This window comes from Paramicrobacterium salitolerans (assembly GCF_051513965.1).
In the GTDB taxonomy this organism is placed as follows: Bacteria; Actinomycetota; Actinomycetes; order Actinomycetales; family Microbacteriaceae; genus Paramicrobacterium.
Genome location: NZ_CP195847.1, coordinates 2,954,717 through 2,970,746, shown reverse-complemented (window position 1 = coordinate 2,970,746; position 16,030 = coordinate 2,954,717). Strand labels below are relative to the sequence as shown.

General features: G+C 64.6%; 14 protein-coding genes. 8 read left to right on the top strand and 6 right to left on the bottom strand.

The window, feature by feature from the left end:
• Positions 1 to 31 precede the first annotated feature (31 nt).
• Genes ACSAGD_RS14295 through ACSAGD_RS14275 form a run of 5 tightly spaced genes read left to right on the top strand, consistent with a single transcriptional unit; the run spans position 32 to position 4,803 of the window.
• Positions 32 to 1,051, top strand: a complete 1,020-nt coding sequence (locus tag ACSAGD_RS14295) for an iron-siderophore ABC transporter substrate-binding protein (protein ID WP_437583445.1) — start codon at positions 32 to 34, stop codon at positions 1,049 to 1,051.
• On the top strand, positions 1,048 to 2,091 hold the full coding sequence (locus tag ACSAGD_RS14290) for a FecCD family ABC transporter permease (protein ID WP_437583444.1): 1,044 nt from the start codon (positions 1,048 to 1,050) through the stop codon (positions 2,089 to 2,091). The genes ACSAGD_RS14295 and ACSAGD_RS14290 overlap by 4 nt, the downstream gene beginning before the upstream one ends.
• Positions 2,088 to 3,122, top strand: coding sequence for a FecCD family ABC transporter permease (locus ACSAGD_RS14285; protein WP_437583442.1), 1,035 nt, complete (start codon positions 2,088 to 2,090; stop codon positions 3,120 to 3,122). Before ACSAGD_RS14290 ends, ACSAGD_RS14285 begins: the two co-directional genes overlap by 4 nt.
• Positions 3,119 to 3,958, top strand: coding sequence for an ABC transporter ATP-binding protein (locus ACSAGD_RS14280; RefSeq protein ID WP_437583441.1), 840 nt, complete (start codon positions 3,119 to 3,121; stop codon positions 3,956 to 3,958). Before ACSAGD_RS14285 ends, ACSAGD_RS14280 begins: the two co-directional genes overlap by 4 nt.
• A complete protein-coding gene (locus tag ACSAGD_RS14275; RefSeq protein ID WP_437583440.1) occupies positions 3,955 to 4,803 on the top strand; it encodes a DUF4190 domain-containing protein in 849 nt (282 codons plus the stop codon). Before ACSAGD_RS14280 ends, ACSAGD_RS14275 begins: the two co-directional genes overlap by 4 nt.
• Positions 4,804 to 4,981: 178 nt before the next feature.
• On the opposite strand, the gene ACSAGD_RS14270 is transcribed toward ACSAGD_RS14275, so the two are convergent.
• The 3 genes from ACSAGD_RS14270 to ACSAGD_RS14260 all read right to left on the bottom strand — a co-directional run bounded on the left by ACSAGD_RS14270 (position 4,982) and on the right by ACSAGD_RS14260 (position 8,834).
• Positions 4,982 to 6,925, bottom strand: a complete 1,944-nt coding sequence (locus tag ACSAGD_RS14270) for an aconitate hydratase (protein WP_437583439.1) — start codon at positions 6,923 to 6,925, stop codon at positions 4,982 to 4,984.
• A 150-nt stretch (positions 6,926 to 7,075) separates the two neighbouring features.
• Positions 7,076 to 7,480 (bottom strand): hypothetical protein, encoded by a 405-nt coding sequence (locus ACSAGD_RS14265; protein ID WP_437583438.1) that lies wholly within the window; start codon positions 7,478 to 7,480, stop codon positions 7,076 to 7,078.
• A 313-nt stretch (positions 7,481 to 7,793) separates the two neighbouring features.
• The gene (locus ACSAGD_RS14260) at positions 7,794 to 8,834 is read right to left on the bottom strand and encodes a hypothetical protein (protein ID WP_437583437.1); all 1,041 of its coding nucleotides are present in this window, start codon (positions 8,832 to 8,834) and stop codon (positions 7,794 to 7,796) included.
• Positions 8,835 to 9,011: 177 nt separating this feature from the next.
• Here ACSAGD_RS14260 and ACSAGD_RS14255 point away from each other — a divergent pair, with 177 nt between their 5' ends.
• Both ACSAGD_RS14255 and ACSAGD_RS14250 read left to right on the top strand, forming a co-directional pair.
• Positions 9,012 to 9,377: an ArsR/SmtB family transcription factor gene (locus tag ACSAGD_RS14255; RefSeq protein WP_437583436.1), complete on the top strand. Its 366-nt coding sequence runs from the start codon at positions 9,012 to 9,014 to the stop codon at positions 9,375 to 9,377.
• On the top strand, positions 9,374 to 9,847 hold the full coding sequence (locus ACSAGD_RS14250; RefSeq protein ID WP_437583435.1) for an SRPBCC family protein: 474 nt from the start codon (positions 9,374 to 9,376) through the stop codon (positions 9,845 to 9,847). Before ACSAGD_RS14255 ends, ACSAGD_RS14250 begins: the two co-directional genes overlap by 4 nt.
• A gap of 46 nt (positions 9,848 to 9,893) precedes the next feature.
• Here the strand turns inward: ACSAGD_RS14250 and ACSAGD_RS14245 are convergent, their stop codons facing one another.
• Together ACSAGD_RS14245 and ACSAGD_RS14240 are read right to left on the bottom strand one after the other, a co-directional pair.
• Positions 9,894 to 11,375 (bottom strand): DUF222 domain-containing protein, encoded by a 1,482-nt coding sequence (locus tag ACSAGD_RS14245; RefSeq protein WP_437583433.1) that lies wholly within the window; start codon positions 11,373 to 11,375, stop codon positions 9,894 to 9,896.
• A 144-nt stretch (positions 11,376 to 11,519) separates the two neighbouring features.
• Entirely contained in the window at positions 11,520 to 12,104 is a 585-nt protein-coding gene (locus ACSAGD_RS14240) for a TetR/AcrR family transcriptional regulator (RefSeq protein ID WP_437583432.1), read from the bottom strand.
• 198 nt (positions 12,105 to 12,302) lie between these two features.
• On the opposite strand from ACSAGD_RS14240, the gene ACSAGD_RS14235 reads away from it, so the two are divergent.
• Entirely contained in the window at positions 12,303 to 13,718 is a 1,416-nt protein-coding gene (locus tag ACSAGD_RS14235) for a DHA2 family efflux MFS transporter permease subunit (RefSeq protein ID WP_437583431.1), read from the top strand.
• 245 nt (positions 13,719 to 13,963) lie between these two features.
• On the opposite strand, the gene ACSAGD_RS14230 is transcribed toward ACSAGD_RS14235, so the two are convergent.
• Positions 13,964 to 15,973: a primary-amine oxidase gene (locus ACSAGD_RS14230; RefSeq protein WP_437583430.1), complete on the bottom strand. Its 2,010-nt coding sequence runs from the start codon at positions 15,971 to 15,973 to the stop codon at positions 13,964 to 13,966.
• Positions 15,974 to 16,030: the final 57 nt, after the last annotated feature.

Below are 16,030 nucleotides of genomic sequence, written 5' to 3'. Positions count from 1 at the left end.
ATACCCAATCGACATTCTTTGGAGCAGTTCTGTGCCTTTCATCCGACGATTCGTCGCAGCGGCGGCGGCCATCGGCCTCTCACTGACCGTCGTATCGTGCTCGAGCTCCGGCGACGCCGCTGAGAAGAACGGTGACTCCTCGTTCGAACCCGTGACGATCACCCACGCACTCGGCGCCGCGGAGATCACGGAAAAGCCTGAGCGCATCGTCACTCTCGGCATGGGGTCGGCCGAGACTGCGATCGCTCTCGGCACCGTACCGGTCGGCATGGAGGAGTATCCCTGGGGCAGCGATGAGACCGGTTACCTACCCTGGATTCACGAGGAACTCGACGAGCAGGGCGCTGACCTGCCGACCCAGTTCGCGGGCGGAACCGAGCTCGATACGGAGGCGATCCTCACGCTCGAACCCGACCTGATTCTCGCCCCGTGGTCCGGCATCACGAAGGACCAGTATGAACTGCTCTCCGACATTGCGCCGACGGTCGCATACCCCGAGCAGCCGTGGACGATCACGTGGGACCAGCAGATCGAGACGATCGGCAAGGCCCTCGGTATTCCAGACAAGGCCGCTGACCTGGTCGACGACGTGAAGTCTCAGCTGGATGCCGCGACGAAGCCGGAGTACGCCGACGTCACGTTCTCGTACATCTACAACGACGGACCGGGAACTCTCGGCGTCTTCCTCAAGAACGAGCAGCGCGTCGCCATGGTCCGCACGCTCGGTCTCACGGTGGATCCCGTCGTCGACGAGCTCGACGAATACGAGGTCGAGGGCACTGACTCCGCGGTGATCGGACTCGAGAACGCCGACATGCTGGCCGATTCCGATCTGATCTTCACGTTCTACTCCGATGCCGACAACCGCACGGAGATCGAGGCGCAGCCACTGTACGCGTCGATCCCGGCGATCGAGCGAGGCTCCGTCGTCGCCGCGGAGGACCAGTCCTTCGTGACGGCATCCTCTATGATCAACCCGCTCACGGTGCCCTGGGTGCTCGAGCGTTACGTTCCGCTCATCGACGAGGCGATCTCGCACCTCGACCGGTGACGCTCACCGAGACCGCGCCGCGCACGAGCGCCAATGCCCGGGGACGCCGCACGCGCGTGCCCCGGGCGCTCGGCGTGCTCGTGGGGTCGATTGCCCTGCTCGTGCTGACGGTGCTCGTGAGTCTGTTCGCCGGAAGCAAAGCGACGGGTCTCGGCGACGTCGTGCCGGTGCTGCTCGGCGGCGGTGACGAGTACGTGCGGGCGGTCGTCGATTCGCGCGTCGCGCGCACGGTGCTCGGCGCTCTCGTGGGCGCGGCTCTTGCGGCATCCGGTGTCATCGTTCAGGGAATCACCCGCAACCCGCTGGGTGAGCCGGGGCTTCTCGGGGTGAACGTCGGGGCCGCCGCCGCGGTGGTCACGGCGACGGCGTTCTTCGGGTTCTCCGGCGGCGACACGACTGTGTGGGTTGCGCTGCCCGGAGCGGTTGTCGCGGTTGTGGCCGTCGTGGCGCTGGGGCGACGTTCGGGCAGCGAGAGCGTCGTGCCGTTGATCCTCGCGGGGGCCGTGCTCTCCGCGGTGCTCGGTGCGTACATCCAGGGCATGGTGCTTGCGAGGCCAGACGTCTTCGACTCGTACCGACACTGGGTGGTCGGCTCGCTCGCGGGCGCCGACTTCGACACGCTGCGCGCCGTGGCACCCGCGGCTGTGCTCGGTGCGGTGCTCGCGCTCGTGCTCTCGTCGTCGCTTGACGCGCTCGCGCTCGGCGACGAACTCGCCACGGCACAGGGCGTGCGCGTGCCCCTCGTGCGCATGCTCGGCATCGCCGCGGCTACCCTGCTCGCGGCGGCGGCCACCGCGGCGGCCGGCCCCATCGCGTTCGTCGGCCTCGCCGTTCCGCACATCGTCCGCGCGGCGGTCGGCACAGAGCACCGCTGGCAGCTCCCGGTCTCGTTCGTTCTCGGGGCTGCGCTGCTGATCGCGGCTGACATCGTCGCCCGGGTGATCGTGCGCCCCAACGAACTCATGGTGGGCGTCGTGACGGCGTTCATCGGGGCGCCCTTCCTGCTCGCGGCCGTGCGTCGCGGAAAGGTGATCGCATGAGCGACGATGTGCGATGGGTGCGTGCGGGGGCGGTGGCGCTGCCGTTCCGCCGGCGGACGATCGGCGTCGTCAGTGCGCTCGTCGTCACACTGCTCGTCGTCGCCTGGCTGACGCTCGCGATCGGTGAGCTCGGGGTCACCCCTGCGGGGCTCCTCACGGCGATTCAAGGGGATGCCGACGTCACGACGTCGTTCGTGCTCGAACGCATCCGCGGCCCGAGGCTCCTCGTCGCCGCCGGAGTCGGTGTCGCCCTCGGCATCGCGGGCGCCCTGTTCCAGACGGTGACGCGCAACCCGCTCGGAAGCCCCGACGTGATCGGGCTCAGTTCCGGCGCGGGTGCAGGGGTCGCTGTCGCGACGCTGATGCTCCCCGGAGTCGTCCCCGCACCGGTCGGCGCCGTTCTCGGAGCGGGCGTCGCCATCGGGCTCGTCTACGTGGCGACGGGCACGGGATTCTCGTCACCGGCACGGCTGATCGTCACCGGCATCGGGGTCGCGGCGATGGCGACCGCAGTGACCCAGTACATCGTCGCCGTGATGCTTCGTGACCAGGGCAGCGAGCTCGCGGCGTACATCGTCGGCTCCCTCGGTTCTCGCGACATGGGGCACGCCGCGCAGATCTGGGTCGCCCTCGCGGTTCTGGTTCCCCTGGTGATCCCGCTCGGCCACCGCCTTGCCGTCACCGATATGGGCGACTCACTCACGGATGCTCTGGGCGCGCAGTCCCGCCAGACGCGGACCGCGGCGATCGTGCTGTCCGTCCTGCTGTCGGCCGCTGCGGTCGCGGCATCCGGCCCCATCGTCTTCGTCGCGCTCACCGCGCCCCACATCGCTCGGCGGCTCACGCGCGCTCCGGGGCCGAACCTGACGGTGGCGGCTGTTGTGGGCGCGCTGCTCGTCGCGGCATCCGATCTGCTTGTGCAGCAGGCGCCGATCGTCGAGGATCTGCCGGTCGGCGTCGTCACGGCGGGGCTCGGCGGCATCTACCTTGCCTACCTGCTGACGACCGTATGGAGAAAGGCACGCGTATGACCCAGAACCTTGAGCAGCAGGGCCTCTGCGCTGAGAACCTCGTCGTTGGGTACGGCGACGTGCCCGTGCTCTCCGGTCTCAGTCTCACCCTGCCGGTCGGCGCGTTCACTGCGATCGTCGGGCCGAACGGATGCGGCAAGTCGACGCTCGTGCGCACGCTCGCGCGCACGCTGCGTCCGCGTGAGGGGCGTGTGCTTCTCGATGGTCGCCCGCTCAGTGCGTGGCGGCCGAAGCAGCTCGCTCGGGAGCTCGCGTTTCTGCCGCAGGACCCTGTGCTGCCGGACGGCGTCACCGTGCGAAGCCTCGTCGGCCGTGGCCGGCATCCCTATCACTCACCTCTGCGCCAATGGGTGCCGGGTGACGATGAGGCGATCGAGAGGGCGATGCGCCTGACGGGGGTCGCAGAATATGAGGATGCCGCTCTCGCAGAGCTCTCCGGCGGACAGCGGCAACGCGCTTGGATCGCGATGATCCTCGCGCAGGAGACCCCGCATGTGCTGCTCGATGAGCCGACGTCGTTTCTCGATATCGCGCATCAGATCGATATTCTCTACCTCTGCCGAGACATGACCGCGGCGGGCCGCAGCGTCGTGGCGGTGCTGCACGATCTGAATCAGGCTGCGCGGTATGCCGACCACCTCGTCGTGATGCGTCACGGTGCGGTGTGTGCGCAGGGGAGTCCAGAGGACATTCTGGGTGGCGGGGATGCTGGAGCTGACCTCGTTCGCGAGGTCTTCGACCTGTCGTGTGAGGTCGCGCGGGACCCTCAGAGCGGAACGCCGATGATCGTGCCGCTCGCGCGTGCGGCATCCGATTATGGCACTGTTGAAGGGTGAATCCAATCAACAGTGAACAGTCGAATCCGCAGGCCGGATCCCGCACCATGGCGGTGTGGGCGCTGCTGCTCGGAATCATTACCGTCATTCTTGCGTTCGTGCCGATTGTTGGAATGGTGAGCTGGATCGCCGCGATCGTCGGCCTCGTGCTCGGCATCATCGCGCTTGCGAGGCGGCTGGCCGGACGCGGCATGGCGATCACCGGAATCGTTCTCTCGTCGGTGGCGGTCATTCTGTCGATCGTGATGACGGTCGTGTACATGATGGCGGGTCTCGTGTGGGCTGTGCTCGCCGTGCAGAATTCGGAACTCAACGACGACCGGCCGTCTGCGACGGCGTCGCCCACTCCGGTCGGCCCCACGGAGGGGTCGGGCACGGAAGAATCGCCGTTTGTGGTTGGGCAGACGTTCGAGGTGCCGCGATCTGAGGGTGGTTCGTGGTCGGTCACGATCACGAGTGCGGAGCTCGATGCGAATGATCAGATCGACAATCCCTACACGGATGGGCTGCCGGAGGACGAGATTCCGCAGTATGCACTGCTTGAGGTGACGCTCGAGTATGACGGTGAGGAGCCTTCGCTTGTGCCTCTCATGGAGCTGAGCTTCGGGTATCTGTCGCCGACGGGTGACGAGCTGTGGGCGACGCCGTCGAGTGACATTGAGACGCCGGGGACGTCGTTTGCTGAGCTGGAATCGATGGACCCCGGTGACAGCGAGACCGTCGATGTCGTCGTTCCGGTTCTGCCCGGAGGCGGTTCGTCTGATGATGCTGAGACGGTCGCGGACGGGCTCTGGATGGTGAAGTCATCGCTGGCTGACGACACGTTCTATGTCGAGTTGCAGTAGTACTATCCCGCATCCCGGCTGACTGCCTTCACCTGACTGACCGCCTTCACCTGACTGTCCGCTCTCGCCCCGGCTGCGCTACAGAAACGGGCTTGCGCTACAGGAATTCCTGTAGCGCAAGCCCGAACAAATAGCGCGGTGGGAGGGCAGTAGGTAGGGGAGGGCGACGGGCGCGCGGCTAGGCGGTTTGGGCCGTGAGCGGGATGCGGCCCCCGGCCAGCACCATCTCCACCTGCCGACCGGAGAGACGGTGATGCACAGGCACCTCGCGACCGCCGATCGTCGCCGTCACGCTCTTTCCGCGCGTGAGCGTCTCACGCAGGTCGGAGAACTCGACCGTGTCATCCTGCTCGATCGCGTCGAAGTCCGCCGGGTCGTCGAATTCGAGCGCGAGGATGCCGAAGTTCGCGAGGTTCTGCCAGTGGATGCGCGCAAACGACTTCGCGATGACGGCGCGCAGCCCGAGGTAGCGCGGCGCGATGACCGCGTGCTCGCGGCTCGACCCCTGACCGTAGTTGTCTCCGGCGACCACGACGTGGCCGCCCGCGGCATCCTTCGCCCTCTCGGGATAGGTGTCGTCGATGCGAGAGAAGCTGAACTCTGCGATCTTTGGAATATTGCTCCGATACGGCAGAACACGCGAACCGGCTGGCATGATCTCATCCGTCGACACGTTGTCGCCCATCTTCAGCAGCACCGGAACCGCGAACTGGTCAGGAATCGGCTCCGAGTCCGGCAGCGACGAGATGTTCGGCCCCTTCACGAGTTCCACGCGTGCAGCCTCCTCGGGCGGCAGCGGTGCGAGCAACATGTCGTCGATGGTGCTGAACGTCTCGGGGAGCTGGAGGTCGGGGTACTGGATGCCGTGCGAGTCGCTCAGCGTTCGGGGATCGGTGATCTTGCCGGTCAGCGCCGCCGCAGCCGCGGTCTCGGGTGAGCACAGCCACACGGCATCCTCTTCTGTCCCCGACCTGCCCGGGAAGTTGCGGGGCATCGTCCGCAGAGAGTTGCGCCCCGTCGCCGGAGCCTGCCCCATGCCGATGCACCCCATGCAGCCGGACTGGTGGATGCGCGCACCCGATGTCACGAGCGAGGAGAGCCAGCCACCCGAGATGAGGTCGGCGAGCACCTCGCGCGAGGTCGGGTTGATGTCGACGGAGACCTGGTCGCTCGTCTGCTGCCCGTCGAGGATCTCCGCGACGATCGCGAAGTCCCGCAGGCCCGGGTTGGCGGACGAGCCGACGACCACCTGGAACACGTCTTCGTCGTGCACCTCGGCGACCGGAACCACGTTGCCGGGCGACGACGGCTTCGCAATGAGCGGTTCGAGCGTCGACAGATCGATGTGCTCCTCGACGTCGTACGTTGCGCCCTCGTCGGCGAGGAGCTCCTGAAACTCGTCTTCGCGTCCGACCGCGCGCAGGTAGGCGCGCACCGCGTCGTCGGCCGGAAAGACCGTCGCTGTCGCACCGAGCTCGGCTCCCATGTTCGCGATCACGTGGCGGTCCATCGCGGTGAGGTTCTCAAGTCCGGGCCCGTGATACTCGATGATCCGGCCGACACCGCCCTTCACGCCGTGACGGCGCAGCATCTCGAGAATCACGTCCTTCGCCGAGACCCACGCCGGCAGCTCGCCGGTCAGTTCGACGCCCCAGATCTCAGGCATTGCGACGTACAGCGGCTGCCCCGCCATGGCCATCGCGACTTCGAGGCCGCCGACGCCGATCGCCAGCATTCCGAGAGCTCCGGCTGCGCAGGTGTGCGAGTCGGAGCCGATCATGGTTGCGCCGGGACGTCCGAAGTGCGCCTGGTGCACGGGGTGCGAGACGCCGTTGCCCGCCTTCGAGAACCACAGGCCGAAGCGTTGGGCTGCCGACTGCAGAAACAGGTGATCGTCCGGGTTCTTCTCGTCGGTCTGCAGCAGGTTGTGGTCGACGTACTGCACCGAGAGCTCGGTCTTGATGCGGTCGAGCCCGAGCGCTTCGAGTTCGAGCATCACCATGGTGCCCGTGGCATCCTGTGTCAGCGTCTGGTCGACGGTCAGTCCGATCTCGCTGCCGGGAGTCATCTCACCTTCGACGAGGTGAGTGGAGATAAGTTTCTGCGCGGCGTTCCGTGACATAGCCCTGCCCTTCCGAACGGTGATGCCCCGCGTCGGTCCGGCGGGGGACCTCATTGCCAGCCTATGTGTGAAGACTCAAAAGGTTAAGGGACGATGTGTCGTCTCGTCGTCTCGTCGTCTCGTCGTTTCGTCGCTTCGGCCGGCTCGTGCTCACGCCCGTTCTGGTCGACCGGTGTCGTCGCGGCTCGGAGTGCGATGGAGGGGCTTGTCGCTCGGCGCGTCCGCATCTGGCGCGTCGACCCCGGCACTGTGGTGCGGAAGTGGTGCGTCAGCGTCACGTGGTTCGGGGTCGGTGGTCATCTTCGACTCAGGGTCAGACTCGTTGTGCGTCGAACCTCCGGGCTGTTCCGGCTCGCCCTCAGTGCCGAGTGGATCAGCGGGCGGGTTCCCAGCTGGTGCAGCGGCGTCGCCGTTGAAGCCGCGCTTTTCGGCGGCATCCTCTGGAGTCACATCGGTGGCGTCACTCGCGGGAGTTCCGTCACGATTCGGGGCCGCGCTCGTGTGTCGGTTCTGGTTTTCGCGGTCATCATCATGACCGTTGGTCGTCTCAGGCATGACATGCTCCTCTCGTCGGTATCAGCATGCGGGTGGTCAGCCGAGAGTGACAGGGGGGTGGATGCCGCTGATGCGGTGTCGTATCCTCGACATTCTGGCTTCGCGGCGGTGTCAAGGGCTGGACGTTCTTCGAGATCTGACGCATGCTGGCGGCATGGATGGCAAACATGCAGCAGGCAACACGCCGAGCGGGACCTCACAGAGTGCGGTGCCCGTCGTCGTCGATCCGCCGGAGGATGAGGACGAAGACCCGAATCCGTGATGTAACTTCCGTGGTTGCGCCACCAGGGCGCGAGGTCGCGTGCCCACTCGACTACACGACGTTGAAGTAGTAGTGCTCTCCGTCGATGGTGGCGCGGGCGAGACCGCCATACATCGTGTCTTCCTGAACCAGGATGATGACGCTTCCGGTCTGAGTCTCGCCGGTTGCCGTACGGCCGATCTCTTCAAAACGAGTATCGGGAGCTGTTGGAGCATCCGCTGCGCCATAGGTCGGTGTGAAAACCGTGTCTTGTCCGTCGACGAACGCGATCTCGATGTCCTGTGACGGAACTCCTGAATCTTCTCCCAGGTAGGTGACACTCACATTGATCGCGATGTAGCGCTGGGCTGATGTGGCGTCCGTCTCGCCGGGCGATGGTGTTGATGTCGCTGTGGGCGTCGATGTCGCACTGGGCGTCGGTGTCGATGTCGCGCTGGGCGTTACGCCGGCTGATGTGAACTTCGTGTCGTCCTGACCGCTGTCGTTGGTTCCGTCGGACTCGATTTGGACGAGGTCGATCTGCAGAGCCCACCTGGGCACGCCGTCGTACGGAAGATCGAACGGAGTCCCGAGCGCGACCGGGTTCTCGATGCTGCCGCGGGTGCCAGCGCCCTCTTCAGGCCAGGTGGTCTGATTCGGGTCTGACGTGTGCTCTGTGAGCACGTTGAGTCCGCTGATCACTGAAGCGGTGTAAACGATCGCCATGATGATCGAGAGGCACATGGCGACGAGTGAGACGATGCCGCCCGCGATGGAGATGCCGCGCTTCAGGTTCTTGATGCACAGGCCGACGATACCCAGCACGATGCCGACCACAGCCAGAAAACCGCTCACGAAATTGATGTATGGAATGAACGCCCCGATCAGCGCAATGATGCCGATGATGAGGGCGGCGATGCCGAAGCCGTTCGTTCGCTTCTCGGGCTCAGGGTCAGTCGGGCCCTGAGGCACGTACGGCCCCGACGGAGAACCGTAGGGACCGGGCTGAACCCCGTATGCCGGCGCAGTCTGACCGTACGGTTCCGGCCCCGTGCCGTACGTCTGGCTCGGGTATGGACCGTAGGGACTGTGCCAAGGCTGGTGATCGGACATGCTTCAACGATGCCAACAAACGCTGCGCCTGCCCATGGGGTGAACTGCCCGGGTCTCTCTCCCCGTGTGCATCCGGACTCGTGTCGGCGGGCCGCTGTGTTTAACGAGCTCTTGCTTTCAGGCATCCGTGGACTTATCTTTAATCAACTAATGGGTTGATAAAAGGAAATGTTGAATATGGCGGATGCTGCTGACGACCAACTCGATCAGGCTTTTCTTGCTCTGGCTCATCCCGTGCGGCGTGAGATCGTCGCACGACTGAGTCGGGGGGAGCTCACGGTGAATGAGATTGCGGAGCCGTTCGATGTGTCGAAGCAGGCGGTGTCACGTCACATTCAGGTGCTGGAGCAGGCGGGGCTCGTCACGCGGACGCGTGATGCGCAGCGTCGTCCGGTCGCTCTGAATGCTGGGCAGTTGGAGAGGCTGACGTCGTGGATCGACCGCTACAGGCTGATTCACGAGCAGCGGTTTCGGCGGCTCGACGGGCTTCTTCGGGAGCAGACAGCAGAACGTGGAGATCTCAGAGAAGAGACGGAACAATGACGAATTCAGTGGCGATCACGGCGCCGGAAGGGCTGCCGTTCATTGATATCGAGCGGGACTTCGATGCGTCGCCAGCGGCGGTGTTTCGAGCGCATGCCGAGGCAGATCGGGTTGCTCAGTGGATGGGTCCCGATGGTCTCGAGATGACGATTGACGAGTGGGACTGTACGTCTCACGGTGGATACCGGTTTGTGCATCGTGATGCTGAGGGTAATGAGTATCGGTTCAATGGCACCTTTCACGCGGTCGTCGAGAACGAGATGGTGATTCAGACGTTCGAGTTCGAGGGAGCGCCGGGTGAGGTCAGCATCGAGAAGATGGTGCTGACGGATCTCGGTGGCGGGCGGACGAAGATGACCTCTCGTGCGGTGTATCCGAGTGTCGAGGTTCGTGATGCGATGATCGAGAGCGGCATGGAGCATGGGCTCGTCGACGGGTATCGAAAGCTCGACGAGATGCTCGCGCGGTAGGTCAGCGCGAGATTATCGACTGCGAGGTGTCGCGAGGCCGCCGCACTCAATCGTGCGGCTCGGTATCTCGATGTCGATCGGTATTTCGATTGGATCGAGGTCGTGTCGACCGGGGCTGCCCTGGCCGTCGCTGCCCTGGCCGTCGCTTCCCGAGGTAGCGCCGACTGACATACCAATCAGGCGGCGCTACTTTCGGGCGGCCGGCAGCGTCGCGAACGATCGTCCATTCGCCCCGTTCGATGAGTCTGTGGTGGAACCAACAGAGGAGAATGCCGTTCGCGAGGTTGGTCGGACCGCCATTCGCCCAGCCGGTGATGTGGTGGGCCTCGCAGAGCCATGCAGGGATCGGACAGTCGGAGACGGCGCAGGTATCTCCATCACGAGCGATGAGCGCCAGCCGCTGCTGTGTGGAGAAGAAGCGGGTGCTGGTGCCGAGGTCGAGGACGTCTCCGCTCTCATCGAGCACTGCTTCGTGGGTCTCGCCGTCGCACTGCGCCTGTCGAACGAAGCCCATGGGCAGGGGAGCCGGGGTGCCTGGTGAGGATGCCGCTCCACGACCGGTCTCGAGGTTCTCCCGCGTCACCGTGACGATCACGGTGGGACCACGGCCGTGCAGCTTGGGAGCATCCGCACGTTTTGCGGCACCGCCGATGATGGAGGTGAAGACATCGGCGCGCTCCTGCGGGCGTGAGCGAGTCTCGACCTCCTGTTCGGCGTCACGCTGTTCTTCGGCATCCATGAACGTCGGTGACGTTCGCTTCGACATGTGCGCATCGAACACGGGCGTGATGATGGCGGCCTGTTCCGGACCGAGAACACCGGTGATGCGGAGCGAACCGTCATCGCGGTGGGTGAGCGTGAGGCGGCGGGCTTCATGCAGCTCTTCTGCCGTCGGCTCGACGCCGTCGGGATCGAGCACCGCGCAGAAGGCCTGAGCTTGAAGGCGCAGATTGTCGGCGGAGATGGGTGTCTCGCCGAACGCTCCGGTGGCGTTGCCGATCAGGGTCGCTTCGACAACGTCGACGTCGTGAGGAACCGCACGAGGAAGAACCGTTGCGAGTGTCGAGGTGATCGCCTCGGCGGCATCCAGACCGATGACACCGTCGGCAAGTGCTTCGCCGGTCTGAGCGAAGACGGGCGGCAGCGGCAGACCGGTGTCGGACGTGCGGCCTGTCGTGTGCTTTGCGACGCGGGTGAAGCGGTAGGCGGTGGAGTTCTTGGCGCCGGTGATCTTCTCGAACAATGCTGTGGGACTTGCGGAGCCGTGGCGGGCAGCGAGGCCGTCGAAGCCGGCATCGGTGTCGGAGCGACGGTCGATGTCGCCGACGTTGCGGACCTGTCGGCCCTCAATGAGGCGGGCGATGTTGCCGAGGAGCGATGTGTACTCGAGGAGTGCGTCGGCGGTGAGTTCAGTCGGGTCGATGTCGTGAAGGTCGGCGACGGCTGCAAGGGCGTTCTCGGCAGAGCGCAGCGCAGCGGCATCCGCCCCGAAAGGCGTGTCGTTCGCGTGTGCTGCTGAGTTCTGCATGGTCAAAGTCAACCAGTGGCCACTGACATTGAGGTCGGCAGAAGACCCGGTCACAAAGGCATTGTGGATAACTGTGAAACGGGATGGCCTGTGGACGACTAAGGGATGTGGCGGGCCGACGGAGCACGGCCGGCCGTGGCGGTGTCAGTGCTCGAGTGAGGCCTCATCCACCGTGCGCTGCAGCAGGAAGCGGAGCCGATCGAGGGCAGCTTTGCTGGATGCCGTCCGGCCGAGCGCGACCTGCTGAAAGACGATGCCGTCGAGCGTCGCCCACACCATGTCCGTCAAGCCCTCGTCATCGAGACCGAAGTGCTGCAGCTGACGGTGGATCGCGGCTCGATACCTGTCGTGATACGCCTCGATCTCCGGAACAAGATCGGGGTTGCGCCGTGAATCGATCACGAGTTCGTACTGGAACACCTGCACTGCGGCATCCTTTTCGACCAACTCGGGGAGGCCCTCGGCGAACTCGTCGACCGTGTCGACCAACGGCGCGAACGACGTCAGCGCCAGACTCTCGTCGATCGCGAAGCGAAGCGCCTGATGAAGCAGGCTCTCGATGCTGCCGAAATGGTGAGCGACGAGGCCGTGCGCGACGCCGGCCTCCGCCGCGACGCTGCGATAGGTGAGGCGCCGCAGACCGTTTCGTGCAACCGTCTGAATCGCTGCGCGAATGAGCGACTCTTTGCCGGTTCCGTAGTCTGTTCGGCCGTTCTTGACGTCGCTCATACCCATGACGTTACTCGTTTCCCTTGTGCGATTTGACGGCGGGCATAGACTGAAATGCTGTCGACTCGAGCGACCCGTGGGCCCGGAATGCGGGTTTCTTCACGGCATCCATCTGACTCGCATCTCCCACGTTCTGACGGAACGCGCTCAGCTCGACGTCCGTACAATAGACGGGCTATCGAATCGAATGGGAGTTGCATGACGAAAGAGAACACGCCGAAACCAGTCAATCGGAACGTCGTTCTCATTGTCCTCATCTCGGGCGCCTTCGTGGCGATCCTGAACCAGACCCTGCTGGCCACCGCGCTGCCCGTCTTCATGCGCGACCTGGACATCTCCGCGAACACGGCCCAGTGGCTCACCACAATCTTCATGCTCGTGAACGGCATCATGATTCCGATCACAGCGTTTCTCATCGAGCGCTTCACGACGCGGACGCTGTTTCTCACCGCGATGGGCACGTTCTCCGTCGGCACGCTGATCTGTGCGCTCGCGCTGAACTTTCCTGTGCTGCTGATCGGCCGCATCGTGCAGGCCGCGGGTGCGGGCATCATCATGCCGCTGATGCAGACGATTCTGTTCGCGGTGTTCCCCCGGGAGAAGCGCGGAAGCGCGATGGGCATGTTCGGGCTCGTCATCGCGTTCGCGCCGGCTATCGGGCCGAGCCTGTCGGGGTGGATCGTCGACAACTTCCCGTGGCGGACACTGTTCGACATGATTCTGCCGATCGCGGTGATTGACATGATCGTGGCCTTCTTCATTCTGCGGAACGTGACCGAGCGGACCTTCCCGAAGCTCGACGTACTCTCGATCATCCTGTCGACGATCGGCTTCGGTGGGCTGCTGTACGGGTTCAGCGCCGCAGGAAATCTCGGCTGGGCGAACGCCATGGTCATCGGTGCGCTCGCTCTCGGTGCCGTTGCGCTCGTGTTCTTCATCGTGCGACAGCTCAAACTCGAGCAGCCGATTCTGGAGTTCCGCGTCTTCAAGTACCCCATGTTCTCGCTGAACACCGGAATCGGAATGGCCGTGTTCATGGTGATGATCGGTGGAACCACGATTCTTCCCCTCTATATGCAGAACATGATCGGCTTCAGCGCTGTCGAGTCAGGGCTTGCGCTGCTGCCCGGCGCTGCTGTCATGGGGCTCAGCTCGCCGGTCACTGGGCGCATCTTCGACCTCTTCGGCGCACGCTGGCTTGCGTTGGTCGGGCTGACGATCATTGCCGTGACGACGTTCATGTTCGGGTTCCTGACGACAGACACGACGTTTGCGTACATTGCGATCGTGAATGCGGTGCGGATGCTCGGCACCGCGATGGTGATGATGCCGGTCACGACAGCTGCACTGAACGAGCTGTCTCCGAAGCTCGTTCCGCACGGGACCGCCATGAACAACACGATGCGTCAGATCTCGGCATCCATTGGCACAGCTGTGCTTGTCACCATCATGACGAGCACGGCGCTCGACCCGAAGCGTTACGGTGCAGAGGGTCTGATTCATGGGGCGAACATCTCATTCATCGTGGCAGGATGCCTCGCGGTTGCGACGATCTTCCTGGCACCGTTCATCAAGGACTACCACCGCGAGAAGCCGCACGGCCGCAGTCGCTGACGGCGGTACTACAGATACAGGGGTTGCGCTGCAGAAGCGGGCCTGCGCGATAGAAGTGAGGTTGCGCTGCAGATACTGACTTCCGTTACAGAAGCGGGTTTGCGCTACAGAATCAGACTTGCGCTACAGGAATTCCTGTAGCGCAAGCCCGAACAAATAGCGCGGTGGGTGAGTGGGGTGCCGGTGGCGGTGGGTGAGTGTGGGCTTCAGGACGCCGGGCAGTAGGTGCTGCAGCTGGCCGCTGGTCAGTGCGCGCAGCCGCAGGAAGCCGTTCCGTGGTCACCACAGCCGCACTCCCCTCCCGAGGCGCAGGAGCTCTTCGAGGCATCCGGCAGATCGAGCGCCGGGTTCTCATCGAAGAAGCCGAACGGCTTGAACAGAAACCCTGAGTAGTCGACGGGCATGATCGGGAAGTCCTCAGGACGCGGCAGGTGCGTCGGCCCAAACGTGTGCCACACCACTATGTCCGTGTCTTCGACAGAACGGTCACCGGCGGTGTAGGTCGGCAGACCGGCATCCCCCGCGTGCTGATTCGGGTTCTGACCGCCCGGCCACAGCTGACCATCCTCATACTGAGTCGTCCACAGGTGCTTCGTCGCGAAGGCGGCACGTGAACTCACGGTCGCGTCAGGCTGCGCAAGGAGCGTCGGCTGCCCCTGCGGAACAAGGTGGTACGCGGTCGGCTGCCCCATGCGGTTCGTGCGCTCGGTGCTGCGGATGTGCCAGCTCCTCGCCTTCGACGTGTCGGCCAGACGCGCAGCCTCCTTCTCAGTGCGCAGCGGCGTGCGCGTGAAGGTGAACGCATTGCCGTAGGGGTTTGACTCGCCGGTCGGGACGCCGACGGCATCCACCTCTTCGACAGCGTTGCGCTCGCCGTCGATTGCGACATCGAGACGCGCACAGAAGAGATGCTGGTGCACGGGAGCGAACAGGCCCGGCGCGATCTCGAGCGCGTGAGGGTTCTTCTCGCCCGGGTGCCCGGCGCCGTTGAAGACGATGCCGGTGGCCTTCGCCTCGACCTGGATGGTTCCGTCGAGGTAGAAGTACCAGAAGAAGCCGTAGTCGTAGTTTCCGACGGTGGAGAAGTACGACACGACGAGCCGACGCGAGCGACGCACGTCAGGGCGGCCCTCGAGGTCGGTGTGCTTCCAAAGCACCCCGTAGTCCTCCTCGTGCATGCAGATCACCTGCGGAATGATCTGCGGCACACCGTTGTCATCGGCGATCACGCCGTCGAAGTAGTGGATGACCCCGAGGCAGTCGCAGCCGAGCGACAGCGGATTGGCGTTCTTGCCGAGGAGGTACTCGCCGGCGTCGAAGTAGCTGATCCAGAAACGGTTCGGTGACGTGTCGCCGTACGGCACCACCATCTCAGGGACGGATGCTCGATAGAGGACGGACCTGTCCTCATCGCCGTCGCGGAACGACACCTGGTTGAGGACGAGGCCTTCGCGTGCGTTGAAGCCGACGCGGAACGACCAGTTCTCCCACTGCACGTGCGAACCGTCGACCGTGAAGCTCGGGCCCTCCGGCTGGGTGATCTCGATCGGCTTGAGCGACGTGCGGGCGGGGCCGACGCGCTTCTCGTCGTAGTTTCCGTCGATCTCAGGGATGGGAACGTCACCCTCGTCGTGCACGCGCACGACCTCGCCGCTCGTCAGGTCGATCGTGACGACGAGCCCCTCGACCGGGTGCGACCACGGGCTGTCCTGCTCGTCTGCGCGCATGAAAGTGAGTGACCGGATGATGCGGCGACCCACCTCATCTTCGAAGCCGAAGTAGCCGGGTGCGAGGGGCGCGCAGAATGCGGCATCCGTGTCGGTCACACCGCGGCGAGCCATGGCCTTCTGCCACTCAGGGTTCTGCTTGACGATGGCCTCGACGCGGTCGTACTCCTCGAAGAGGTACGGCGGCTGACCATACGGTGCTTCGGCGGTGGCGAGCTCGGTGTCGCTCACGACCGTCTCTTCGGTCACCGAGACGACGACCTCGCGCGAGACCCCTGTTGCGGTGTCGAGGAGGGTGTACAGGATGCTGCGGTCGAACGCGCGTCCGGGCTTCCACGCCGTGACGGCATCCTTCGCCGGTTCGACCGGCAGAACGCTGGGGAAGCGGACGGTGTCGCCGAGGAGTCCGGCGCGTTCGAGCACCTCGCGGCCGACGGTGAGCTCGTCGAGGGTGAGTGGGTCGAGCGGGTGTGACGGCGTTGTGACGCGCGTGACCCTTTTGCCGTGGGTGTGCGTAGCGTCAGGCATCGGGTTCTCCTTCGAACTGAACTTGTCCACTTGTTCAGTTCCACCATGCGTGACAAG